This is a genomic window from Hydrogenobacter sp. T-2, from assembly GCF_033971325.1.
Classification (GTDB): Bacteria; Aquificota; Aquificia; order Aquificales; family Aquificaceae; genus Pampinifervens; species Pampinifervens diazotrophicum.
This window is the reverse complement of the sequence record NZ_CP117180.1, coordinates 473355-495958: the sequence shown is the minus strand read 5'-3', so window position 1 is coordinate 495958 and position 22604 is coordinate 473355. Positions and strand designations below refer to the sequence as shown.

At 43.1% G+C, this 22604-nt stretch carries 24 protein-coding genes and 1 other RNA gene; 11 read left to right on the top strand and 14 right to left on the bottom strand.

The features are described from left to right. Both IAE16_RS02950 and IAE16_RS02945 read left to right on the top strand, forming a co-directional pair. Positions 1-843 carry a glycine--tRNA ligase subunit alpha gene (locus IAE16_RS02950; RefSeq protein ID WP_323701230.1) on the top strand — a complete coding sequence of 281 codons (843 nt, stop codon included), beginning with the start codon at positions 1-3 and terminating at the stop codon, positions 841-843. Continuing rightward, positions 840-2222, top strand: a complete 1383-nt coding sequence (locus tag IAE16_RS02945; protein WP_323701229.1) for an MBL fold metallo-hydrolase RNA specificity domain-containing protein — start codon at positions 840-842, stop codon at positions 2220-2222. Before IAE16_RS02950 ends, IAE16_RS02945 begins: the two co-directional genes overlap by 4 nt. Here IAE16_RS02945 and IAE16_RS02940 read toward each other — a convergent pair. Further along, complete coding sequence (locus tag IAE16_RS02940; protein WP_323701228.1) at positions 2219-3349, bottom strand: SH3 domain-containing protein; 1131 nt, start codon at positions 3347-3349, stop codon at positions 2219-2221. The two genes, IAE16_RS02945 and IAE16_RS02940, sit on opposite strands and share 4 nt — an antisense overlap. Beyond that, positions 3346-3588: a hypothetical protein gene (locus tag IAE16_RS02935; RefSeq protein ID WP_323701227.1), complete on the bottom strand. Its 243-nt coding sequence runs from the start codon at positions 3586-3588 to the stop codon at positions 3346-3348. Before IAE16_RS02935 ends, IAE16_RS02940 begins: the two co-directional genes overlap by 4 nt. 23 nt (positions 3589-3611) lie before the next feature. Between IAE16_RS02935 and IAE16_RS02930 the strand changes: the two genes are divergently transcribed. Further along, complete coding sequence (locus IAE16_RS02930) at positions 3612-4244, top strand: hypothetical protein (protein WP_323701226.1); 633 nt, start codon at positions 3612-3614, stop codon at positions 4242-4244. Then, positions 4241-5116, top strand: a complete 876-nt coding sequence (locus IAE16_RS02925; RefSeq protein WP_323701225.1) for an FAD:protein FMN transferase — start codon at positions 4241-4243, stop codon at positions 5114-5116. Before IAE16_RS02930 ends, IAE16_RS02925 begins: the two co-directional genes overlap by 4 nt. On the opposite strand, the gene IAE16_RS02920 is transcribed toward IAE16_RS02925, so the two are convergent. The 5 genes from IAE16_RS02920 to IAE16_RS02900 are packed head-to-tail and all read right to left on the bottom strand — an operon-like array spanning position 5091 to position 10791. Further along, positions 5091-6194, bottom strand: coding sequence for a glycosyltransferase family 4 protein (locus IAE16_RS02920; RefSeq protein WP_323701224.1), 1104 nt, complete (start codon positions 6192-6194; stop codon positions 5091-5093). The genes IAE16_RS02925 and IAE16_RS02920 overlap by 26 nt on opposite strands. Then, on the bottom strand, positions 6187-7104 hold the full coding sequence (locus tag IAE16_RS02915) for a TerC family protein (protein WP_323701223.1): 918 nt from the start codon (positions 7102-7104) through the stop codon (positions 6187-6189). The genes IAE16_RS02920 and IAE16_RS02915 overlap by 8 nt, the downstream gene beginning before the upstream one ends. 17 nt (positions 7105-7121) lie before the next feature. Continuing rightward, on the bottom strand, positions 7122-8063 hold the full coding sequence (locus tag IAE16_RS02910) for a bifunctional phosphoglucose/phosphomannose isomerase (protein ID WP_323701222.1): 942 nt from the start codon (positions 8061-8063) through the stop codon (positions 7122-7124). Positions 8064-8095: 32 nt separating this feature from the next. Beyond that, a complete protein-coding gene (locus IAE16_RS02905) occupies positions 8096-8815 on the bottom strand; it encodes a hypothetical protein (RefSeq protein ID WP_323701221.1) in 720 nt (239 codons plus the stop codon). Positions 8816-8823: 8 nt separating this feature from the next. Further along, entirely contained in the window at positions 8824-10791 is a 1968-nt protein-coding gene (locus tag IAE16_RS02900; protein ID WP_323701220.1) for an ATP-dependent helicase, read from the bottom strand. Between the two features lie 74 nt (positions 10792-10865). On the opposite strand from IAE16_RS02900, the gene IAE16_RS02895 reads away from it, so the two are divergent. After that, positions 10866-11420 (top strand): TetR/AcrR family transcriptional regulator, encoded by a 555-nt coding sequence (locus IAE16_RS02895; RefSeq protein WP_323701219.1) that lies wholly within the window; start codon positions 10866-10868, stop codon positions 11418-11420. A 21-nt stretch (positions 11421-11441) separates the two neighbouring features. Then, the gene (locus IAE16_RS02890) at positions 11442-12740 is read left to right on the top strand and encodes a TrpB-like pyridoxal phosphate-dependent enzyme (RefSeq protein ID WP_323701218.1); all 1299 of its coding nucleotides are present in this window, start codon (positions 11442-11444) and stop codon (positions 12738-12740) included. On the opposite strand, the gene ffs is transcribed toward IAE16_RS02890, so the two are convergent. Further along, positions 12735-12821: signal recognition particle sRNA small type (gene ffs / locus IAE16_RS02885), an RNA gene on the bottom strand. The genes IAE16_RS02890 and ffs overlap by 6 nt on opposite strands. Positions 12822-12951: 130 nt before the next feature. On the opposite strand from ffs, the gene IAE16_RS02880 reads away from it, so the two are divergent. Next, positions 12952-13650 (top strand): ATP-binding protein, encoded by a 699-nt coding sequence (locus IAE16_RS02880; protein WP_323701217.1) that lies wholly within the window; start codon positions 12952-12954, stop codon positions 13648-13650. On the opposite strand, the gene IAE16_RS02875 is transcribed toward IAE16_RS02880, so the two are convergent. Both IAE16_RS02875 and trmFO read right to left on the bottom strand, forming a co-directional pair. Further along, positions 13647-13949, bottom strand: a complete 303-nt coding sequence (locus tag IAE16_RS02875) for an STAS-like domain-containing protein (protein WP_323701216.1) — start codon at positions 13947-13949, stop codon at positions 13647-13649. The two genes, IAE16_RS02880 and IAE16_RS02875, sit on opposite strands and share 4 nt — an antisense overlap. A 32-nt stretch (positions 13950-13981) precedes the next feature. After that, entirely contained in the window at positions 13982-15286 is a 1305-nt protein-coding gene (gene trmFO, locus IAE16_RS02870) for an FADH(2)-oxidizing methylenetetrahydrofolate--tRNA-(uracil(54)-C(5))-methyltransferase TrmFO (RefSeq protein WP_323701215.1), read from the bottom strand. Positions 15287-15303: 17 nt separating this feature from the next. Between trmFO and glmS the strand changes: the two genes are divergently transcribed. Then, the gene (gene glmS, locus IAE16_RS02865) at positions 15304-17082 is read left to right on the top strand and encodes a glutamine--fructose-6-phosphate transaminase (isomerizing) (protein WP_323701214.1); all 1779 of its coding nucleotides are present in this window, start codon (positions 15304-15306) and stop codon (positions 17080-17082) included. Positions 17083-17114: 32 nt separating this feature from the next. After that, positions 17115-17480: a CZB domain-containing protein gene (locus IAE16_RS02860; RefSeq protein ID WP_323701213.1), complete on the top strand. Its 366-nt coding sequence runs from the start codon at positions 17115-17117 to the stop codon at positions 17478-17480. Here IAE16_RS02860 and argF read toward each other — a convergent pair. From argF to IAE16_RS02840, 4 genes are all read right to left on the bottom strand, one after another. Then, positions 17473-18393 carry an ornithine carbamoyltransferase gene (argF, locus tag IAE16_RS02855; RefSeq protein WP_323701212.1) on the bottom strand — a complete coding sequence of 307 codons (921 nt, stop codon included), beginning with the start codon at positions 18391-18393 and terminating at the stop codon, positions 17473-17475. The two genes, IAE16_RS02860 and argF, sit on opposite strands and share 8 nt — an antisense overlap. Before the next feature lie 5 nt (positions 18394-18398). Beyond that, positions 18399-18815: a lytic transglycosylase domain-containing protein gene (locus tag IAE16_RS02850; protein ID WP_323701211.1), complete on the bottom strand. Its 417-nt coding sequence runs from the start codon at positions 18813-18815 to the stop codon at positions 18399-18401. A gap of 226 nt (positions 18816-19041) precedes the next feature. Further along, complete coding sequence (locus tag IAE16_RS02845) at positions 19042-19407, bottom strand: spherulation-specific family 4 protein (protein WP_323701210.1); 366 nt, start codon at positions 19405-19407, stop codon at positions 19042-19044. 12 nt (positions 19408-19419) lie between these two features. Next, positions 19420-19581 (bottom strand): hypothetical protein, encoded by a 162-nt coding sequence (locus IAE16_RS02840; RefSeq protein ID WP_323701209.1) that lies wholly within the window; start codon positions 19579-19581, stop codon positions 19420-19422. 61 nt (positions 19582-19642) lie between these two features. Between IAE16_RS02840 and IAE16_RS02835 the strand changes: the two genes are divergently transcribed. Further along, positions 19643-20677: a succinate--CoA ligase subunit alpha gene (locus IAE16_RS02835; protein WP_323701208.1), complete on the top strand. Its 1035-nt coding sequence runs from the start codon at positions 19643-19645 to the stop codon at positions 20675-20677. A gap of 584 nt (positions 20678-21261) precedes the next feature. Then, positions 21262-22602, top strand: coding sequence for a sigma-54-dependent transcriptional regulator (locus IAE16_RS02830; RefSeq protein WP_323701207.1), 1341 nt, complete (start codon positions 21262-21264; stop codon positions 22600-22602). Positions 22603-22604: the final 2 nt, after the last annotated feature.

Sequence of the window (22604 nt, the reverse complement as noted above, 5' to 3'; positions counted from 1 at the left end):
ATGACCTTCCAAGAGATTATCATGACCTTGCATCGCTTTTGGGCGGAGAGGGGCTGTGCGGTTTGGCAACCCTATGATATAGAGACGGGTGCGGGGACTATGAACCCTGCCACTTTTCTCAAGGTGCTTGGCAGAAAGCCGTGGAACGTGGCGTATGTGGAGCCTTCAAGGAGACCAAAGGATGGACGCTATGGCGAAAACCCTAACAGACTTCAGCACTACTTTCAGTTTCAAGTTATCTTAAAGCCTGCACCAGACAACCCTCAGGAGATATACTTGGATAGCCTCAGGGCACTTGGTATAAACCCAGAGGAGCATGATATTCGCTTTGTAGAAGATGACTGGGAGTCTCCTACTTTGGGTGCTTGGGGGCTTGGGTGGGAGGTGTGGCTGGACGGTATGGAAATAACTCAGTTTACCTACTTCCAGCAGGCGGGTGGGCTTGACCTTGAGGAGATATCGGTGGAGATAACCTACGGGCTTGAGAGGATTGCCATGTATCTTCAGGATGTGGACAGTGTGTTTGATATAAAGTGGAACGAGTGGCTTACCTACGGAGAGGTCTTTAAGCCTGCGGAATACCAGTGGAGCGTATACAACTTTGAAAAATCAGACCCAAAGGTGCTTTTTGAACTTTATGAAATATACGAAAAGGAGACCAAAAGACTTCTTGAGGAAGGTCTTGTGCTTCCTGCCTATGACCATCTTCTTAAATGTTCTCATACCTTTAACCTTCTTGACGCAAGGGGTGTTATCTCTGTCCAAGAAAGGGCAAGATATATAAGAAGGATGAACGCCTTAGCTCAAAGGGTGGCAAAGCTATACCTTGAAACCATGACATGAAAGTTATTCCTTACGGCGGTGCAAAGACGGTAACTGGTAGCTGTTTCTATGTGGAGGCAATGGGTCTAAAACTTCTTATAGACTGTGGAATGTTTCAAGGTCTTGAGGAAAGGAAAAACCGTGAACCCTTTCCCTTTGACCCAAAGGAAATAGACTACCTTGTGCTTACACACGCTCATATAGACCATTGTGGAAGGATACCGCTCCTTGTAAAAGAAGGTTTTAAAGGTAAGATAATCTCCACAGAGCCTACCGCCAAGTTAGCCAGACTTATGCTCCTTGATGCCAGCAAGGTTATGTATGAAAACTACAAAACCGCCCTAAAAAAGCTCCAAAGGACTGGGAAAGTGCCAGAACCACCACTCTATGAAGAATACGATGTGTTAGAGGCTATGGAGCTTTTCAAAATAAGGCTTGCCTACGGGCAAGAGTATAGGCTATCTAAGGGTATAAGCCTAAAACTCAGAGATTCTGGACATATTCTTGGTTCTGCCTTTGTGGAGCTTGAAGTATACGAGGACAAAAGGCACAAGAGAATAATCTTTTCTGGAGACCTTGGAAACAAAAACAAGCCCATAGTCCACGACCCAGATACACCTTCTCCTGCGGACTACGTCTTTATAGAAAGCACCTACGGAGACAGAAATCATAAAGGCTTTGAAGAATCAAAGGAAGAGCTACTTGATGCCATAAGGTACGCTATAGGAAAAGGTGGAAACGTAATAATTCCCTCTTACGCCCTTGAGAGAGCCCAAGAAATACTCTATGTGCTAAGGGAGTTTTACGAACAAGGCAGGCTCCCAAGGTGTGAAATCTTCCTTGACAGTCCATTAGCCATAAGCATAACAAAGCTCTTTACATCACATCCAGAGTTTTACGACAGAGAAACCTACAGGGTCTTTTTGGAGAGAAATCCCTTTGAACTTCCCAACCTCCATTACACAAAGGAAGTGGAAGAATCAAAAGCCATAAACTCAATAAGCTCTGGTGCAATAATAATCGCAGGCTCTGGTATGCTTAACGGCGGAAGAGTGCTTCATCATCTTAAATACAACCTTTGGCGTGAAGAATGTGCACTTATTTTTGTAGGCTATCAGCCTCGTGGAACCTTAGGAAGAAAGATAATAGAGGGTGCGGAAAGTGTAAGGATATTTGGAGAGGAGATAGCGGTTAGAGCAAAGGTTTTTACCATAAACGGCTTTTCTTCCCATGCGGACCAGCAGGGTCTTATTGAGTGGCTCTCTTACACCTCAAAGCCCAAGAGAGTGTTTTTAGTGCATGGAGAAGAGGAGAAAATGAAGGTCTTTAGCAAGGAAATAAAGGAAAGGTTAGGTTTTGAAGCTCACATACCAGATTTTGGAGAAAACCTTGAGCTTTAGTCAAGCACCCTCACCGCTATTATAGATTTATACAGGTTTCTCAACCCGTCTCTTTCAAGGAGGTTTTTATAGATGCTGTTTACATGCCATTGAGACCCATCCTCTCTTCTTAGTCTATGAACCGCATGGTAGATAACTGGCTGACCTTCCTCAAAACCTCCATATATCATCACATGACCTCTCATAAAAAGAAGCGTCCTAAAGGGTGGCAGGGCTTTGAGAGTTTCCTTAAACTCTTCGTAGCTACCAAAACTTTCCGCTACGAGCCTGCCTATCTGTGCCTGCTGGGAGGAGTTTCTTGGAAGCTCAAGTCCATATATGGCATAAAGGCTTTGCACCAAGGAAGAGCAATCCCACCTTCCCTCCTTTCCACCCCAATCGTAAGGTGTGCCAAGAAGACTGTCTAAGATGGACTTAGTCCTTCTTTCGTTAAAGGCTATATAGCCTTCCTCAAGACCTTCTGTCCTTTTTATCCATACCCTCCTCCTGTCTGGAAGGACTACCTTGTAGAGGTCTCCCTTCTTCTCTTCGTAGTAGACCTTTGAACCAAGTCCAAAGACAGTGTTATCTACCTTTACACTTCCCTTGGTTACCACCAAAAAGGGCAAGCTCATAACTTTGAGAAGCTCATTTCTTTCCACAAAAACCACATCCTCTCTCCTTACCCAGCCTCTCATATAGGGTGCATGCGCGTATAACCACTTTCCACTCTTTGAACTATGGAGTATAGCCAAAGGGGTATGAGGTTCAAGAAGCGTATACTGGTTGTAGTCTATTTTTGGGTTTCCCTTGTGAACCACCGCATCGCTCGGATACATACGCATATTGGTCCTTCTTAGGGTCCAGCCATAACGCACATAAACCTCTTCTGGTATGGCAGAAAGGTTAGCCTCCTGCATAAAGTTCTCAAGGTCTTTCTCTGTAAAAAGCCTGTCTCCTATGAAAAGCCTGCCCTCCGGAAAGCGGTCTTGAGTTATCCAATATTTTATCTGCTCTCCTCTTAGCCTTTGTGGAAACTCCTCTATTCTCTTCATGTATTCTATAAGCCTATAGGATTGCTCGTTTATTGAGCTTCTATCAAGGGCAAAGGAAAGGTTAAGAAGGACAAGAAGTATGAGAAGTCTCACACTTGCCTCCTAAAGCCTCTTTTAAAGACCTCTTCTATCCAGCCAAAGCATATACGATGATTTTCTTCAAGTCTTTTCTCAAGTTTTTGGAGAAACCTCAAAAGCTCTTCCTTTTCCTCTTTGCTCATTTTTGGGATGCTTTTCATTATATCTTCCAGCTCTTCCCTTAGGGGTTCTGGTTTAAAGGGGTCAAGCGAAAGCCTTTCTAACTCTTTGAGCTTTTCCTTAAAGTTTTCCACAGTTATGTATTATAATGAAGGTCATGAGGAAATACATACTGGGACTTGGTGTAATTCTGTCAGTTGCTGCCTTTTTACCCGCTCAGCAGGTGAACCCTTTTCTTGTGCCAGAGAGGGCAAACTCACGCATAAATGCGAGCGTCCAAATAGCTAAGCTACTGAAGGACATGGGCTATAACCGCATTGCAGTGGTCTATATGGAGACCTCAGACCTGTGTGCCCTTTTTTCTGCTTCTTTGGTGGCTTCCTTGAAAACCTTGGGTGTTGAAGCCTACTATGTAAAGGGTGGAGAGGGTCTTGAGGAAAGGCTCAAACTTCTTCAGCCCTTTCATGTTTACATGGCTTATTTTGGAGAAAGACCTCACGAAGAGGTGCAAAGCCAGTTTAACCAAGACCTAAAGAGGGTGCTAAAATATCAGGAAAAACCAAGCCTTGTGCTTCAACCCTCCCTTTTGGGTTTAGGTTTTGTAAGTGGTATACTCGCAGATGAAACCTTGTCCTACAGCTTGGAAAACCATCCTATGCTTAGCTTTGTCTTTGAGGAGGGAAGGGCAAAACCTGCAAGGGTGGTTATAAAGGACTTTGAAGTAAAAGTTTCTGTGCAAGAGCCAAAGGCACCACAAAAACAACAACCAAGCAGACAGAGGAGAAGGTGAGGCTCTTTGCCCTTTTGCTCTTTATAGCCTTTGCCTTCCCACAGGAGAAACTTTTCCACCTAATGGGGACATACGCCCTTATTGAACTTCCTCAAGGTAAAGAGTATGAAACCTATAGATACATGAGAAGCCTTGAGGAGAAGCTCTCTGACTACTTGGAAAGCTCTGAAGTGTCTCAGATAAACCAGAAGGCTGGCAAGGGTTGTGTGGAAGTCTCTGAAGAGACCCTTGAGGTCATAAAAAAATCCCTTGAGGTATCAAGTTGGACAGGGGGTGCTTTTGACATAACAGTGGGAAGCTACACTATAAACTACAAAAGGAAGGGTATGCTAAAGGAAGAGGAAGCCAAAAGGCTCATAGACTATAGGAAGGTGAGGATAGAAGGGAATAGGGTCTGTCTTTTGGAAGAGGGTATGGCTATAGACCTTGGGGGTGTTGGCAAGGGTTATGCGGTGCAGAAGGCTTATGAGCTGTTGAAAACGGACTGGGGCTTTTTGTCCATAGCAGGCGACCTAAGGGTCTGGGGACACAAAAGACGCCTTGCGGTTTTTAACCCTATAAACAACAAGATACTCGCGGAAGGCTATAACGCAAAAGACTTGTGCCTTTCAACGGGTGGAAACTATCTAAGAAGGCACATTCTGGGTAGGGAAAATAACCTGCTCCAGGCAACAGTTGCCTATGGAGATTGCACCATTAACGATGCGATAGAGACTGCTCTTTTGGCTATGGATGACCAAAGCAGGGAGAAGTTTCTTAAGGAAAATCCACACATAGGCGTTTTGCTACTGTTTAAGGATGGAAGAATATACATAAACAAGGCTTTTATGGAGTATTTTGAAGGGCTTAAGATATATCCAACAGCTCCTTAAAGAGCTCCACATACTTGTCTACAGTGCTTTTTATTGAGTATTGGCTTGCGGTTTGAAGTGCCTTTGTGGAAATTTTTCTGTATTCCTCTTCTGAAAGGCTTAGAGCACGAGACATCTTTTGCGTTAAGCCCTCAAGGTCTCCCACCTGCACCGCAAGACCGTTCTCACCATCTACAAGATAGTCCCTTATGCCACCTGCAAGGGTGGATATTACCACCTTTTGGCAAGCCATAGCCTGAAGCACCGCCCCTGCTATACCCTCAAAGTAAGAGGAAAAGACAAAGTAGTCCGCCATATTCAAAAGCTCTGGCACGTCCTCCCTAAAGCCAAGACCTATTAATCTACCTTCAAGACCATACCTTTTTGCGTATTCTAGTGCATACCTGTCCGTTTCAAGTCCTACGAGGATAAGAAGACAGTCCACACACCCAAGCCTTGAGAAAGCCTCTATGAGAAGAGGTTGACCCTTATGCTCTGGGTTCCAGTTGGCTACATTTATGAAAACCCTCTTGCTTGGCTCTATGCCTAACTCCTTTCTTTTCTGTAGTGCCTTCTCACTTCCTAAGGGTTTAAACCTCTCAAGGTCAAGCCCACTGGGTATATATACAAGCCTTTCTGGAAAGAAGTTTTCCTCCTTTAGCCTTTCAAAGGTTGTCTTGTCCACCACCACTATCCTGTCCGCCACAGCGTATTTGAAAGTTTTTGATAGGAAGTTTGAGCTTTTGCCTGTTCTTTTGTAGGCTATTATTTTAGGCTTTTTTCTCAAAAAGGATATGGCTATCCTTACAAAGTCAAGGGCATGAGGAGAATTGGCTATAACTATATCAAAGCCCTCTTTCAGAACCCTCCAAAGCCTGTAGTAATTGGCAGGATTAAACCTGGAGAGCTTGTTGTGGTTTTCAAAAAGATGAAACTTAACTCCAAAGTCTCTTAGCTTTTCTCTCATGAGCTCATACTGAAAAGAAAGAGCCATGTGGACTTGAAAGCCTCTAAGAGATAGCTCTCTTGTTATAAGGTATGTCTGCTCCTTTGTCCCTCCCCAGCCAATACCATCCACAACCTGAAGCACCCTAAGCATTGTTGGATTCTTTCTTTTTCACCACCAAGGAAGCGACCACCGACAAGAAAATGGCACTGCCAATAAGAAGCAAAGAAACCTCCACAGGTATCTTGTAAAACTCCGATATGAGCATCTTTACACCTATAAAACCCAGTATAAAGGAAAGCCCATAGTGCAGGTAGTGAAAGAGAGGCAAAATCCCCGCAGCGGCGAAGTATAGAGACCTAAGCCCCAATATGGCAAAAATGTTAGAAGTGTATACCACAAATGGGTCTTTGGAAATGGCAAGAATTGCAGGAACGGAGTCTATGGCAAACATTATGTCTGAGCTCTCTACAAACACAAGAGCCAAAAACATGGGCGTGGCGTAAAGCCTTCCACCTTCTTTTATAAAAAACCTTCCATCACCATTATGAGGTCTTAGAGGAATAAACCTTTTGGCTATCCTATAGACAAGGGTCTGCTCTGGATGGAACTCCTTTTCTTCCGTGGTAAGGAGCTTTATGGCAGAAACTATAAGGATTACGCCAAAGATATAAACAACCCAATGGAAGTGTTTTATAAGCTCAAGCCCAGCAAAAATAAATATTGCCCTAAAGACTATGGCACCTAACACTCCCCAGAAAAGCACCTTGTGCCTGTATTCCTCTGGTATCTTAAAGTAGGAAAATATGAGGATAAACACAAATATGTTGTCAAGGCTCAAGGCTTTTTCAAGCAGGTATCCCGTAAAGTATTCCACAGCCCTATTGTAGCCCCTATCAAAATAGACAAAAACACCAAAGGCAAGACCCAAAGCTATCCAAAAGGCAGATAAAAGGAGTGCCTCTTTTAGAGAAATCTTGTGAGGGTTTCTGTGAAACACAAAAAGGTCAAGAAAAAGGGCAGTAAAAACTACTGCACCAAAGATAAGCCACTCTAACTCCATGCATGCATATTATAAACTCAAGCTAAGCTCTTCTTTATAAAGTCTATGACCTTGACTGGTATAGGGTCTTGTCCATATATATCTGCCAAGTATAGGCTCACCCAGTCTCCAAGATAGGTAAGGTATAAAAGTCTCTCTATTAAACTTTCTCCTTTTCCAGAGAGAACCTTCAAAAGCACGCCAAGGTCTTCAAAGACCTGACGAGTTATATCCACTCTTTTTAGAATTCTTTCGTGGTCCTGTGGGTCATAAAGCAAGACAAAACCGCATAGGTTTCTTATTTGAGGGTTGTCCAAGCCTACCACCTCGTTGTGGTGCATTTCTGGCAAAATGGCATTGTAGCAAAGGGTTTTTGAGTTTTCGTTTATCTGGGTCTTCCACCTAAAGGCTACAGGCTCTGTAAGAGGCGTGCCATAAACCACTGGCAGGTAGGTAAACATATCTTTGGCAAGCTCTTGGGCGGTCTTTTTTATTTCCTCCTTATTGGTCTCTAAGTGCTCTCTTACACGCTCCACAGAGCCATCCATTCCAAAAAGGCACAAAAGGGCAGAAAGCATAAAGCCAAGTGCATATCTGGGTGGATATCCTTCTGGAAGTGGGATATGCACAAGTCCTTCTCTGTTTGCTATTTCCCTTAGTTTTCCTCCAGAGCTAACGCAAACTGGCTTTAGACCCCTTTGGAGTGCCTCCTCAAGGACGCTTATGGTCTCTTCTGTGTTTCCACTGTAACTGGTGCAAACCAAAAGCCAGTTATCTTTTACAAAGGCTGGCAGGTCATAGCCTCTTATGAAAAGCACAGGCTTTTCCGCAGAGACAAACAACTTCATAAAGTCTCCCACAATCCCAGAACCACCCATACCACTAAAGACCACACCCGCATAGCCTTCAAGAGAAATAGGCTGGCACTCTATTTTGCTAAACTGCTTGGGAAAATCTTCTGCCATAAGGTAAGCATCCATATCACCCCTCCTTTATAAGGTTTTGACCTTAATTATACCTCTAATATAACCTGCTTTCCACCCTCTACCCTGAGTTTTGGTGTATGCCTTAAGAGGTTTATGGAAAACTCAAGGTTGTCGTAGAGGGTTATGGAGTAATTATCCCAAAAGACGCATGTCCCTGCAAGGCAGAAATAGCCTCCACTTGTAGGTGCTATCTGCTCCGCTATTAAGAGGGTATAGTGTCCCATATTAGACTGGGCGGTGTCTTCCGCACGCACCACCACTTTTATGTCTGGCATAAGAGGTTTTATAGAGGCACTGCAGGCGAGCATAATCTTGTTTACATTGACCTCGTTTTTCTCGTTTTTGTTATACCTTCTTATCTTTGAGGTGACCAAAAAGTATTTGTCTCCTTGGTGGTTGTTTACCTCGTCTATAACCTCATCTGGGTTTAGCTCCATTCCAAACCTTTTAGAAAGAGTGTTGCAAGTGTCCGCTATGTGGTCTTCGTTTTTGTAATAGCCAAGGAGAATGACCTTTTTACCCTCCTCCCAGACCCACCTTTCTACGTCTTGGACTTCCTTCTCTGTGAAAGGAATCTCGGGGTAGTTAAATACTATGGTGTGGTATTCCTTGAGTTTTTCCCAATTGTCCACCTCGTGGACTATTAGACCTCTCTTTTCCGCCTCTTTTTGAAGTATGGAAAAGTAGTAGTAGTCCGTTATGGTAAACTCTTGATGGGTGATGCTCCAAGCAACCTTTGTCTGCATGCTTTACATTATACCACAGGCTTTAAAAAGGCGGTATGTATGCTCTTTCTACCAGCTTTGAACTCCACAAGAGCCTTGGAGTCTTCAATGGCAAGTATAACTCCCTCACCAAAGATTTCATGCAAGACCCTATCACCCACCTTGAAGTCCTTCAAGCTTTTTAGCTCTGGCATGTAGGTGGTCTTCTTCTTTGCAAAGGCGGAAAGGTCAAGAAGCTCCTTAGGAATTAAAGAAAGAAACCTGCTTGGCTTGGAGTTTCTTGTGTAGGTCATAAAGAGAAGCTCCTTAGCCCTGGTTATAGCCACATAGAAAAGCCTTAGCTCCTCTTCAATTTCCTCTTGGCTCTCCTTTGCCTTTTCGTGTGGCAGTATGCCCTCCTCCAACCTTGGCAGGAAAACCACATCAAACTCAAGCCCCTTACTGGCATGTATAGTGCTTATCTTAACAGCACCCTCCTCCTCTTCCCTTTCTGTAAGAAAGTCCACCTCCTCAAGCACATCCACAAGACGGTATCCTTCAGAGTGCTTTTGCCTTAGGTATCTCAAAAGCTCTTTAACATTTTCTTCCCTTTCTTCCGCATCCTTGTAGCTCTCCCTTAGATAATCCCAGAAGTCTATCTCCCTCAAGAAGTCCTCTATAGCCTGAGGATAGTCCTCAAGTCTTTTGTAGAGTCTTGAAAGTTTCTGTAAAAAGCCATAGAGCTCCACCGCCTTTGCCTGTGGTAGGCTTTTTAAGATAGCCTGAGAACCCGCAAGGCAATTGCCCTTTCCTGCCTGAAGTATATGCTCCAAAGTTTTTTCTCCTATACCCCTTGTGGCAACCTCCAAAACTCTTGAGAAGCTAACCGCATCGTAAGGATTGGTAAGAACTCGGAAAAAGCTAAGCACATCCTTTATTTCCGCCCTTTCAAAAAACCTTATAGCACCCACTATTTTGTAAGGAATTCTCATCCCAGCAAGGGCTCTTTCAAAGGGTTCTGTTATGTATCCCACCCTCACGAGTATGGCTATTTGATGAGGCTTATAGCTCTGAAGTAGCTCCTTGACCTTTGTGGCTATCCAAACCGCCTCTTCCTCTTCCCTTTCAAAGCGTCTAACAGTTGGCTTTTGACCACCCTCCTTTACAGGTCTAAGGGTAGGTATTAGGCTCTTCCATTCTGCGTTAGAGGCGGATAGCACCGCGTTTGCAATATGTATTATGTAAGGTCTTGACCTGTAGTTGTATTCGAGTTTTATCACATCGGGGTTAAAGTCTTCCTTAAAGCGAAGTATATTGTCTGGTCTTGCATAACGCCATTCGTATATGCACTGGTTTGGGTCTCCCACCACACAAACATTTTCTTTTGCCAAAAGTTTCAAAATTTCATACTGGACTGTGTTCGTATCTTGAAACTCGTCCACAAGCACAAAGTCAAAGTTTTCTCTTATGCTTTGGTTTTTAAGGAGTAGCTCTCTCGTATATAGCATCAAGGTGCTAAAATCTAAAAGGTTCATACTTTTTAAAGCCTTCAAATACTCCTGTAGAGCGTATTCAAGTTTTTCGTCATAGGGTTCTCTTAGGTTTTCAAACCTTTCTGAAAGATAATTTTTTAAGGTCTCTGGCTTTGTGTTTATGAACTGCGAGAGCTTTTTTATTATCTGGTTTCTATCTCCTTCAGAAAGTATGCTAAAGTTGGTGCTTATCCCCACTTGCTTACCCTTTGCCCTCAAAAGCCTCAAAGCCACAGAGTGAAAAGTGCCAGCCCATGGTAGGTCTACGCCCGCTACCCTCTTTACCCTATCCCTTATCTCCTTACCCGCCTTGTTGGTAAAGGTAATAGCTAAGAGCCTCTCTGGTGCTATGCCCTTTTCCCTTATGAGAAACTCCACCTTGTGAGCGAGGGTTTTGGTCTTTCCAGAGCCAGCACCCGCTATAATAAGCAAAGGCTTGCCAAAGTGCTTTACCGCTCTTTCTTGAGAAGGGTTTAAGGCTTCCATAGCTTAGGCTTTAAGATTATAAAGCTAAGAGAGTAAGCAAGTTCATACTGACCTACTGTATAATAAAATTTACTATGCGTAGAAAAAGCACCAGAGAAAAGATTCTGGATGCATCTCTAAAATTATTTTCTGAGAAGGGTATAAGAGAGACTACGGTAAAAGACATAGCGAGGGAAGTTGGTATAACAGAAGGAGCCATATACAGGCATTTCAGTAGTAAAGATGAGATAGTTCTTGGTCTTTTTAGTTTATACTCCGAAGAATTCTACAACAGGCTTTTGTCTGGGATAAGGTCTCCCATAAGCTACAAGGAAAAGTTTTATCTGACTGTTCATAACTTTCTGAGCTTTTGCTTTGAAAACCCATCCGCCTTTAAGTATCTTGACCTCTTTCATTATCTTAGAGCCCAGGATGTGAAAAACTTTAGCCCTCTTCCTAAGGATGCAATTCTTGAGCTTATAGAAGAAGGTATAAGGGTGGGTTCGGTAAAGATAGGAAAAGAATACGCACTTGCTGTTTTTGTAGGAGCTCTTGAAAGGGTTTTTCTGCTTGTAGAGGCTGGGCTTTTAGAGAAGAAAGAGGGTCTTGAGGAGGAAATGGCGGAGATAATATGGAAGGCTGTGAGTTAAAATTCTCCGTAGGAGGGTAACATGAAGTATTTCCTTTCAGAAAGTCAGATACCAAAAAGGTGGTTTAACATAGTGCCTTACCTTCCAAAACCCCTTGACCCACCTCTTGACCCCCAAACTGGTCAACCTGTTAGCCCAGACAAGCTCCTTGCCATATTCCCAGAGCCCATAGTGGAGCAGGAGGTTTCAGACAAGGAATGGATAGATATTCCAGAAGAGGTGCTAAGAATATACAGCCTCTGGAGACCTACTCCCCTTCATAGGGCAAAAAACCTTGAAGAATACTTAGGCACACCTGCAAAGATCTTCTACAAAAACGAGAGCGTCTCCCCTCCTGGAAGCCACAAGCCAAACACTGCGGTTGCACAAGCATACTACAACAAGATATCTGGCGTGAAAAGGCTTACCACAGAAACGGGAGCAGGTCAGTGGGGAAGCTCTCTTTCCTTCGCTACCCAGTTCTTTGGGCTTGAATGCGAGGTTTTTATGGTAAGAGTGAGCTATAACCAAAAACCCTTTAGAAGGATACTTATGGAAACTTGGGGTGGCAAAGTGGTCCCTTCTCCAAGCCCCTTCACGCAGTCAGGGAGGAGGTTTTATGACGAAAACCCAGAACACCCAGGAAGCCTTGGCATCGCCATAAGCGAAGCCATAGAGAGGGCGGTTTCTACACCAGACACCAAATATTCTCTCGGAAGCGTCCTAAACCATGTTTTACTTCACCAGACAGTCATTGGGCTTGAGGCAAAGCTACAGATGGAAATGGCAGGATACTACCCAGACTATGTGATAGGTTGTATAGGTGGTGGGAGTAGCTTTGCAGGCATAGCCTTCCCCTTTTTGAAGGATAAACTAACAGGAGAGAAACCAAACCTTGAGGTGATAGCGGTTGAGCCCAAAGCTTGCCCAACCCTCACAGAAGGAGAATATAGATACGATTATGGAGACACGGTTGGGCTTACGCCCCTTATAAAGATGTATACATTGGGACATGATTTTGTGCCTCCCCCCATACATGCAGGTGGCTTGCGTTATCACGGTGATGCACCACTTGTCTGTCTTTTGTATCATGAAGGTTTTGTCTCCGCATCCGCCTACAAACAAAGAGAAATCTTTGAATCCGCTGTTATCTTTGCAAGGACAGAAGGTATAGTGCCCGCTCCAGAGTCCGCCCACGCCATAAGAAAGGCAATAGACATAGCCCTTGAGTGCAAGAAGACTGGAGAAGAAAAGGTTATCCTCTTTAACCTCTCAGGACACGGATACTTTGACCTCAACGCTTACCATATGTATTTAAAGGGAGAGCTTCCAGATACTTAAACCCCGCACCCGAGACTGCGGGTCTACCGTTGCTCCCTTTCGGGCCTGGCGGGGTTCAACCCTGTCCCGTTGCGGGGCTGTTTATAATTATAAGGCATGTTTGTTGGTAATCTATCATTCAGAAATATAGAAGTTGCTTGTGATTTCTTAAAGGAAGCTACATCTACTCCAAACTTAGATCTCTCTATGTTGACTTTGTAGAACCTTTTTTGTGGCTATTCTTAGAGCTATGGATAAGCGTAATGTTAAACTCAACCCTGACATAGAAAGCTATGTCAATCGCATACTTCAAGAAGATGAAATATCCTATACTACTGTTCCCATTAAGAAAATACAAACAGAAGCCCAGTCTGATAGGATAGTCAAAGAAATAATTCAAAGATTGGCGAGCTCGCAGGACTATGAAGAGGAACTTTCCTACATACTAAGTGAATTGGTAATAAACTTTCTTATTCATGGACAAAGCCCAGCTACTGTATATTGTCAAGTTTATCCTAACATTGATGAAATAGAAATAGGTGTTGTTGATAGAGGCTTAGGCTTCTTGAAGACAATTTCAAGGGTAAGAAAAGTAGAAACTCATAAAGATGCCCTAAAAGAAGCGGTAAAGAAAGGAGTTTCTGGATATGCTAAAATGGTATATTCATCTGCAGTCAAACATGCAGGTATGGGCTTATATATAATCTCAGAAATACTAAAGGACTGTGAGGGTTTAATGTATATGATTTCAGGAAACGCCTTGTATGACGTGGTATCAGGCAAAACATTAGAATGTGATTTTAACTGGGATGGTAGTATAGTTTACATAAGGTTATGCAGGGATAAGTTTAAAAGGAAAGTTTCGGACTATGGCATAGGACTTTACATAAGCATGAAGCTATCAACGCAAGAGGATGAGGATGTTTTTTAAGCGGTTTGAAATTGTCTGCTATAAGATACTACTGCGTTCAAAATATTTCTTATATTTTTATTAGCGTTTATAACAGATATGTTTGTCTTAACAAAGTCTACTCCAAAAGCCCTCACGAATATACCTATCAATTCGTCCGCAAAACTTTGAGTTATTAAATCAATATTCTCAAAGTCTAAAACAACCCTTCTACCCTTCTGAATATGCTGGTAAACGGTCTCTCTTATTATCTCCGCATAGTGCCTCGACCCTGCAAAATTATTCCGCACTATATCATATATGCCTATTCTCTCTTCCATAGCTTAATATTCAATTATATAAACCTCACTCTTTATGTCAACTCAAGTATCCAACTTTGCATAGCCTTTATAGCCCTCTCTGACAAGAGCCTTTTCCTCTCCTGCTTATCCTTTACCTTTTTCTCCAGAGGTGGCAAAAGTCCAAGCACGGGAGACATAGGCTGGAGCGTTCCTTCTTTGATGGTTATATACCTTACAAGAGAACCTAACATGGTCTCCTCTGATGGGACAACCAAGGGTTTACCCTTTATAAGCCTTCCTGCGTTTATACCAGCTAACAGACCAGTGCCTGCGGATGCAATGTATCCCTCCACACCTGTTATCTGTCCTGCAAAAAAGATATTTTCATACTTTCTCATATTCAAAAAGGGTGTGAGAATTCGGTTTGACTGTATAAAGGTATTTCTATGCATAGAACCAAGTTTCACAAAAACCGCATTTCTAAGACAGGGTATTAGCCTGAGAACTCTTTTTTGTTCTGAATAAGTCATGCGCGTCTGAAAGCCTACAAGAGAAAGCAGTGTGCCTTCTTTGTTTTCCTTTCTTAGCTGAACCACAGCGAAGGGTTCTTTTCTGGTATGCGGGTCCTTTAGACCTACTGGCTTCATGGGTCCAAAAAGCAATGTTTTGTATCCTCTTTCTGCGAGTTCTTCTATTGGCATACAGCCTTCAAAGTAAACGAGGTTTTCAAAGTCCTTTGGCTTTACCTTCTCCGCCTTAAGAAGCTCTTCGTAAAAGACCTTGTATTCTTCTTCCGTAAGGGGGCAGTTAAAGTAGTCATCTCCACCCTTTCCATAGCGAGAAGCCCAAAAACCCTTTGAAAAGTCCACGCTATCCGCTTCAACAATAGGCGATATGGCGTCGTAAAAGTAAAGATAATCAAAACCTATAAGCTCCTTTATGTCCTCCGCGAGGGCTTTGGATGTCAGGGGTCCAGAAGCAATAATAACTACCCTGTCTCTTGGAACTTTCTTTACCTCTTCTCTTATTAACTTTATGTTGGGATGCTCTGTTATTTTGCGAGTTATGTATTCAGAAAAAAGCTCCCTGTCTACCGCAAGGGCTGTGCCTGCTGGCACGTAGGCGTATCTGCCAGCTTCTACTATCAAGGAGTTAAGCATTTCCATCTCCGCCTTTAAAAGTCCAGCACCAGAGGTAATCTCAAGGCTCCCAAGAGTATTACTGCATACGAGCTCAGCCAGTTTATCTGTCCTGTGGGCTGGGGTGTATTGGTTGGGTCTCATCTCATAGAGTAATACCCTAAGACCCATGTTTGCCAGTCTATAGCTGGCTTCTGAACCTGCAAGACCACCACCTATTACTATAACTTCCTCCATAGCTTATAATTTTAGGCATGTGTGGAATAGTAGGCTATGCAGGAACAAGCCCTGCCCTTCTTGTCTTATTGCAAGGGCTTGAAAGGCTTGAGTATAGAGGTTATGACTCTGCAGGCGTCGCCCTAATAGAAAACGGGAAGCTCTATGTAGAGAAAAAGGTAGGCAAGATAAGGGAGCTCATAAGAAGCCTCTGGGGGAAAGAATTAAAGGCTACCACAGGTATAGGGCATACAAGATGGGCAACCCACGGAGAGGTCTGTGAGCTAAACGCCCACCCTCATGTGGACAGCAAGGGTGAGTTTGCAGTGGTTCACAATGGCATCATAGAAAACTACAGAGAACTAAAAGAAGAGCTTCAAAGAAAAAGTATAGAATACAAGACGCAGACGGACACAGAAACCATAGCACACCTTATTTCTCTTAACTATGAGGGAGACCTCCTAAAGGCAGTTCTCAAGGCTATAAAAAAGTTGAAGGGAGCTTATGCCTTTGCGGTAATAACCATGAAAGAACCAAACAGAGCGGTGGCGGTGCGGTACGGAAGCCCTCTCGTGGTAGGTATAGGCAAAGGAGAAAACTTTATAGCCTCTGACATACCAGCCCTTTTGCCCTTTACAAAGGATGTGATACCTCTCAACGACGGAGAAGTAGTGGACCTAAGACCTGACGGCTTTTTCATATACGACTTTGAAGGCAACCTGCTTACCAAGGAGATAATGCACGTGCCATGGGACACGCTTTCTGCAGAAAAGGGTGGTTTTAAGCACTTTATGCTAAAGGAAATATTTGAACAGCCAAGAACTCTTGGAGATACCATAAGAGGCTACATTTCAAGAAGCTATGACATACCAATAAACCTAAGAGACTTTCGCAGGGTATTGGTGGTTGCCTGCGGAACCTCCTATCATGCAGGTCTTGTAGGAAAGTATTGGATAGAAAGGTATGCAAAAATTCCTGTGGAGCTCGTGTATGCTTCAGAACTTAGATACTCAGACAGCCCAATAGGAGATGGAGACCTAATAATAGCCATATCCCAATCTGGTGAAACCGCAGATACGAGGTTTGCCTCCTTTGCCATGAAAGAAAAGGGGGCTATGCTCCTTTCAATAGTGAACGTAATAGGCAGTGCCTTAGACAGAGAATCTGACTATAGCCTATACACTCATGCGGGACCAGAGATAGGGGTTGCTGCCACAAAGACCTTTACCGCACAGCTTGCAGTTCTTTACGCCCTTGCGGTGAGCCATTCAGAAGAAAGGGAAAACCTTATGGAAAACCTTCTCAAAGTTCCTCACCTTGTGGAAGAAGTTCTATCGGAAGCTGAAAAGGTAAAGGAAATAGCCCTCAAGTATGCGGAGTTTAAAAACGCTATATATCTTGGCAGATACCTGAGCTATCCGGTAGCCCTTGAGGGTGCACTAAAGCTAAAGGAGATATCCTACATCCACGCAGAGGGCTATCCCGCAGGAGAGATGAAACACGGACCAATAGCCCTTATAGATGAGCGTATGCCCGTTATAGCCATAGCACCAACCGATAGGGTTTACGAGAAAATTTTATCCAACATAGAGGAAGTGCTCGCAAGAAAAGGAAAAGTAATAGGAGTGGGCTTTAGAAAAGACCAAAAACTAAAAGACCTTTGCCAAGATATCCTTGAAGTGCCACAGATAGAAGAAAACCTCACACCCTTCTTGACCATTATTCCGCTACAGCTATTTGCATACTACATAGCGGACTATCTTGGTCTTGACGTGGACCAACCACGAAACCTCGCAAAGACTGTTACTGTGGAGTAAAATTTATTTAGACATTAGGGAGGTTTGTTCCTATGGTTGGGATAATAAGTTTATTAAGAGATTTGGACATATACCTTTCTCAACATGCCATATATATTTCCAAACTGGAAAGAGCCATAGAAAGCTGTCAGCCCTTTGAACATAAGACCTGCAGAGAATGTGCCTTTGGGAAAAGGTTTTATGAAGAGGTATATCCTTACATGGAAGAATACGAGGATAACATTAAAGAAATGCTACATGAAATAGAAAAACTTCATTGTCATTTTCACGAGATAGCCAGCAGAATAGATACCCAAAACCCAAAGCCAGAGGATGTGGAAATAATAAAAAAGGCTAAAGAGGACTCCACTCACCTTTTTCAACTACTTCTTGCACTAAAGAGAGAAATCCTCAAGTAGAGTTAGAAAACAAAAACTTAAGCAGTGCTTTTTGGGTGTGAAGCCTGTTTTCTGCCTGCGTGAATATAAAGTCCGCATGGGACTCAAAGACCTCTTCCGTTATCTCCTCTCCCTTCCTTGCAGGGAGGCAGTGCATAACCTTGACCTCTGGCTTTGCATATGATAGCAAATCCCTGTTTACCTGATAGGGTCTTAGGGTTTGTAGCTTTTCCTCCTTTCTGTCTTGGTTCATGCTAACCCACACATCTGTGTATACTGCATGAGCGTCCTTTACCGCCTCTACAGGGTTCGTAGTTAGGTATATGCTACCTCCAGTTATCTTGCACAGGTCTTCACCAGCTTGATAGTATAGACTACTTGGCTCATAACCTTCTGGAGTTGCCACAAAAAGCTTAAGACCAAAGAGCCCAGCACCCACAAGCCATGTATTGCACACGTTGTTTCCATCTCCCACATAAGCTATCTTTATACTCTGCAAATCCTCTCCAAAGGTTTCGTAAAGGGTGAAGATATCGCTCAGTATCTGGCATGGATGTGCCATATCTGTAAGAGCGTTTATCACAGGTATATCTGAGTATTTGGCAAACTCCTCTAACTTTTTGTGAGAGTCCGTCCTTATAACTATCCCATCCACATACCTTGAAAGGGTTCTTGCAGTATCCTTTAGGTCTTCGCCCCTTGAAACCTGTAAGCTCTCCTCTTGCAGAAATATGGTATTACCACCAAGCTGGGCTATAGCTACCTCAAAGGATACGCGAGTTCTTGTAGAGGGTTTTGTAAAGTATAGGGCTATGTTTTTATCTTTAAGATACTTCTCCCTATCAAGACCTTTTTTTATACTCAGAGCGTCTTGGAGTATAATCCACCCTTCCTCAGAGCTTATCTCCCAAAGATCAACAAAATTCCGCTTCATTTTATCTATTTTAGCATAGTGTAGTATCTTTTGTAATTTCTAAAGACGCTCTCCACATAAGCACCATGACCCTTTGCTTTGCTTCCCTTGTTGTAGCAGTCCACCGCATGGCTTATTTTTTTGTATTTTTCCATACACCTTCTAAGCACCATAGCACCAAAGTGTATGTTATAGCAAGGTTCAAAAATCCACTCCTTTGGAATCCTATACCTCTCAAGCCAAGAAGAATTTATCTGCATAATGCCGTAGTCTTTTGTGCCATTTTTGTTGACGTTTACAGCCCTTGGATTAAAATTGCTCTCTACCCTTGCTATAGCTATCAAAAGGACTGGGTCAACTCCATACCTCTTACCTGCATCAAAAAAGCAATGATAAAAGGCAAAAGAGAGGTAAGGCATAAGTAGAAGAAAGAGCAATTTCATAGAGTTTTATTCTAACAGAACTTTCATGTAGGAAGTAAGTTTATAAACCATGAAGGTGGGTCTTTGTCTACCGCATAGACACAACTAACACCACGAGATGTTAGGTATGAAAGGAGCTCTTTTGCTTGCCCTATATCCTCTACACCGTACACAAGAAAGCAATCCTTCCTGTTTGCCCTCGTTAGCCCATATCCGTCGTATAGGAAACTTAACCTGTCCTCAAAGGCTACACCCTATCCGCCATGCTATAATAATCCTGAGGCATCTTTGTCCCAGGGTCTATTACCACCATAAAGTTTCCGCGTTTCTTTACATAATCGTATATATGTCTGTAGTATTCAAAATTTTTAAGCTTCTTGCTCACCTCATCAAGGAAAGAGCCCTTTATCTGAGGATAAAAGTCCAAATACCTTTGTATATCCGCTATGACCTCTTGCGGATTTCTGCGAGCGTAGTCAGTTTTCACATAACCCAACACCCTTTTACCCGATGCCTTGTATATGTTTATTATGTTTTCAAACTCTTGGTATTTCGTAGCACCTGGACCGTTATCAGGATTTATTATCACTATTATCTCCTTTTGGCTTCTCAACTGAGCTAATCTCTAATGATGCCCTCTGTAGTTTACGTCCGCAGGGTAGGAATAGAGAGGGACGAGTATGGTGGATATTCCAAGTGTTTGCTCTTGAGAGAAAGTAGAGCCAGAACCTCCACATCCTAAGAGCATGCTAAAAGTAACAAGCCAAAAAGCCCAAAACCTTTTCATTTTTCCCTCCCAGTGCAAATTGTAATATAATCATAAGGCATATAGGTTTTGGAGGTAAAAAATGGAGAAAAACTGGAATGTGGGGACTGTATATCTGAACGACAAGACACGAATAATAGTAATGGGAATAACGGGAAGAGAAGCCTCTCAAGTGGTGGCAGAGTCTGAGGCTCTCTATCCGGGTTTTATAGTGGCAGGTGTCACACCCGGAAAGGGAGGCTCAGAAGTTGCTGGCAAGCCCGTTTACAACACGGTGAAAGAAGCCTTGGCTAAACATCCTGAAATAAATACCGGCATAGTATACGTTCCTCCTGCTTCCGTAAAGGATGCTGTTATAGAACTTGTAGATGCAGGGATAAAGGTCATATTCATAATCACAGAGCATGTGCCAATAAGAGATACGGTTTACTTCTACTACTACGCCAAAGAGAGAGGTGTTGTCATAGTGGGTCCTACTTCCCTAGGTTGTATGGTCCCATGGATTCCTGCAAGGATAGGTGCAATAGGTGGTAAGAACCCATCCATAGCTTACGAAAAGGGTGGTCTAGTGATTCTTTCTAAGTCTGGCGGTCTTACTACTACAACTGCGGAGATGTTTAAACGCAGAGGGTGGGGTGTTTATATGGCTTTGGCTCTTGGTGGTGATGTGATATCTTGCACTACTTTTGCGGATGCTTTGGAAAATATAGCTGATGACCCAAATGTGAAAGGTGTAATAATTCAGGGTGAAGTGGGTGGCTCTTACGAAGAACAGGCAGCGGAGACCATCCTAAGGCTTTGGAAGGAAGGCAGATGGAGCAAGCCAGTGGCCGCCTTTGTGGCAGGAAGATTTCAGGAAAAACTGGAGGGCGTCTCCTTTGGACATGCAGGTGCTATAGTAGAAAGGGGTAAGGGTAAGGCGACAGATAAGATAAGAGCATTCAACGAAGTTGGTAAGATAACAGGGCTTGTTAAGGTTGCAGAGTTTTACCATGACCTTGTGCACTGCATAGAGGAGCTCAGAGTCCCAAGGGACTTTGAAGACACCACTCCAGAAGGAAGAGTCAAGCCTCTCTACTCTACTATTGATGAGGAAACCTGTCAGTTTAGAGGGTAATTAATATTATTGGGTTTTTGTTGTGCCTACTTGACAAAGACCAATAACTATACGAATAATCGTTATCAATTATTTCGGGAAGCTTCCTCCTTCCTAAATTACGATTGCACTGCTCTGTCCAAGAACACTACTTATAGAATAATAGAATTGAAGACAAGAGAGACTACAACAAAGAACTGGTCAAAAGAGGTGAACTCCTTAGAACACTACATCATAGGTTTACAAAAGAGGAAATTAACCTCAAGACCCATCAAGGGGCAAGAGACCGAGGAGAGATATCTAGTGAGAGGGTGCATCACAGTCAGAAGACAACTGAGCTACTGGAAGGTGTAGCAAGTGCAGGTGAGGGTAGTGATTTGAAGGTATAGAAGTTAATAGCAGACAGCGGCTATGATACTCATGCTTTTTTGGATATCTGATTGAAATCATCCCTTTCCAAGGCAGAGCCAAGCCTTTTAAGGGTTATGTATGGGATTGCAAAGAACTACGCACTGAAAATTAGCGTAGGCGTAGGGGTTAGGACTATTAGTATGATAGTTTTTTTATTTTATATTTTTTCCTCCTTTGCTGTTAAATTATAACCTATGCGCGCCAACATATTAGTGGTAGATGACGAAAAGGGTATAAAAGAGACCCTAAGGAGCATACTTGAGGAGGAGGGCTACAGTGTATCTATCGCGGACAGCATAAAGTCCATGAAGGAAAGGGTAGAGCGTTCTTACTTTCACTGTGTGCTTTTGGACCTTTGGCTTCCTGACGGTAATGGGCTTGAATACATTTCTTACTTGAAGGAGAAACTCCCGGGATCTGCCATTATAGTTATAACTGGTCATGGCAAGACAGAGCATGCAGTCAGGTCAATAAAAGAGGGTGCATACGATTTTCTCGAAAAGCCCTTTTCTATGGATAGGCTCTTGACAACAGTAGAAAAAGCCCTAAGGGAGACCATAAGGTCAAAAAGGGAGGAAGACCAAGACCCTATAATTGGCAAAAGCAGGCAGATACTACAGGTAAAGGAGCTCATTCACAAAGTGGCAAAGACCAACGCCAACGTCCTTATATTAGGAGAAAGTGGCACAGGAAAGGAGCTTGTGGCAAGGAGAATACATACCCTTTCAGAGAGGTCAGAAGGACCCTTTGTAGACATAAACTGTGCTGGGCTTCCTGACGACCTTGTGGAAGCAGAGCTTTTTGGCTACGAGAAGGGAGCTTTTACCTCCGCCAGTCAAAGAAAGCTTGGTAAAATTGAGCTTGCTCATGGTGGCACGCTCTTTCTTGATGAAGTTTCTGAACTTAGCCCAAAGGCACAGGCAAAACTACTTAGAGTGCTTGAAACAAAGGAGTTTACAAGGCTTGGTGGAACACAGGTAATAATGTCTGACTTTAGGCTCATATGTGCCACCAACAAGGACCTACAGGAAGGGGTAAAAAAGGGAAACTTCAGAGAAGACCTGTATCATAGGATATCCACCTTTGTGATAAGTCTCCCACCCCTTAGAGAAAGGGATGAGGATATAATTCTCCTTGCGGAGCATTTCCTGTCAAAGTTTCTAAGGGAATACAACAAACAACCTAAGTATTTAAATGAAGGTGCAAGGAAGCTTCTTGAAAGCTACCCATGGAAGGGGAACGTAAGAGAATTGAAAAACCTTATGGAAAGACTTGTCATACTCCACGAAAGCACGCAGATAACAGAAAAAGACCTGAAAAGCCTTCTTGGCTTTGACCACGAGCCAGAAGACATAAGGTCTCTTCTTATGGAAAAGGACCTAAGAAAGGCAAGACAGTCTTTTGAAAAGCTCTTTATAGAAAGGCGGTTAAAGGAGAACCAATATGACCTTAGAAAAACTGCGGAAGCCATAGGCATAGACCTTTCTAACCTATACAGGAAGATAAAGCAGTATGAGATAGAGATTGGAATATAATT

What these genes read in the sequence shown, in the direction of transcription:
- IAE16_RS02950 (WP_323701230.1), top strand. Translation starts at nt 1, where the DNA reads ATGACCTTCCAAGAGATTATCATGACCTTGCATCGCTTTTGGGCGGAG.
- IAE16_RS02945 (WP_323701229.1), top strand. Translation starts at nt 840, where the DNA reads ATGAAAGTTATTCCTTACGGCGGTGCAAAGACGGTAACTGGTAGCTGT.
- IAE16_RS02930 (WP_323701226.1), top strand. Translation starts at nt 3,612, where the DNA reads ATGAGGAAATACATACTGGGACTTGGTGTAATTCTGTCAGTTGCTGCC.
- IAE16_RS02920 (WP_323701224.1), bottom strand. Translation starts at nt 6,194, where the DNA reads ATGCTTAGGGTGCTTCAGGTTGTGGATGGTATTGGCTGGGGAGGGACA.
- IAE16_RS02915 (WP_323701223.1), bottom strand. Translation starts at nt 7,104, where the DNA reads ATGGAGTTAGAGTGGCTTATCTTTGGTGCAGTAGTTTTTACTGCCCTT.
- IAE16_RS02910 (WP_323701222.1), bottom strand. Translation starts at nt 8,063, where the DNA reads ATGGATGCTTACCTTATGGCAGAAGATTTTCCCAAGCAGTTTAGCAAA.
- IAE16_RS02905 (WP_323701221.1), bottom strand. Translation starts at nt 8,815, where the DNA reads ATGCAGACAAAGGTTGCTTGGAGCATCACCCATCAAGAGTTTACCATA.
- IAE16_RS02900 (WP_323701220.1), bottom strand. Translation starts at nt 10,791, where the DNA reads ATGGAAGCCTTAAACCCTTCTCAAGAAAGAGCGGTAAAGCACTTTGGC.
- IAE16_RS02895 (WP_323701219.1), top strand. Translation starts at nt 10,866, where the DNA reads ATGCGTAGAAAAAGCACCAGAGAAAAGATTCTGGATGCATCTCTAAAA.
- IAE16_RS02890 (WP_323701218.1), top strand. Translation starts at nt 11,442, where the DNA reads ATGAAGTATTTCCTTTCAGAAAGTCAGATACCAAAAAGGTGGTTTAAC.
- IAE16_RS02875 (WP_323701216.1), bottom strand. Translation starts at nt 13,949, where the DNA reads ATGGAAGAGAGAATAGGCATATATGATATAGTGCGGAATAATTTTGCA.
- trmFO (WP_323701215.1), bottom strand. Translation starts at nt 15,286, where the DNA reads ATGGAGGAAGTTATAGTAATAGGTGGTGGTCTTGCAGGTTCAGAAGCC.
- glmS (WP_323701214.1), top strand. Translation starts at nt 15,304, where the DNA reads ATGTGTGGAATAGTAGGCTATGCAGGAACAAGCCCTGCCCTTCTTGTC.
- IAE16_RS02860 (WP_323701213.1), top strand. Translation starts at nt 17,115, where the DNA reads ATGGTTGGGATAATAAGTTTATTAAGAGATTTGGACATATACCTTTCT.
- argF (WP_323701212.1), bottom strand. Translation starts at nt 18,393, where the DNA reads ATGAAGCGGAATTTTGTTGATCTTTGGGAGATAAGCTCTGAGGAAGGG.
- IAE16_RS02850 (WP_323701211.1), bottom strand. Translation starts at nt 18,815, where the DNA reads ATGAAATTGCTCTTTCTTCTACTTATGCCTTACCTCTCTTTTGCCTTT.
- IAE16_RS02840 (WP_323701209.1), bottom strand. Translation starts at nt 19,581, where the DNA reads ATGAAAAGGTTTTGGGCTTTTTGGCTTGTTACTTTTAGCATGCTCTTA.
- IAE16_RS02835 (WP_323701208.1), top strand. Translation starts at nt 19,643, where the DNA reads ATGGAGAAAAACTGGAATGTGGGGACTGTATATCTGAACGACAAGACA.
- IAE16_RS02830 (WP_323701207.1), top strand. Translation starts at nt 21,262, where the DNA reads ATGCGCGCCAACATATTAGTGGTAGATGACGAAAAGGGTATAAAAGAG.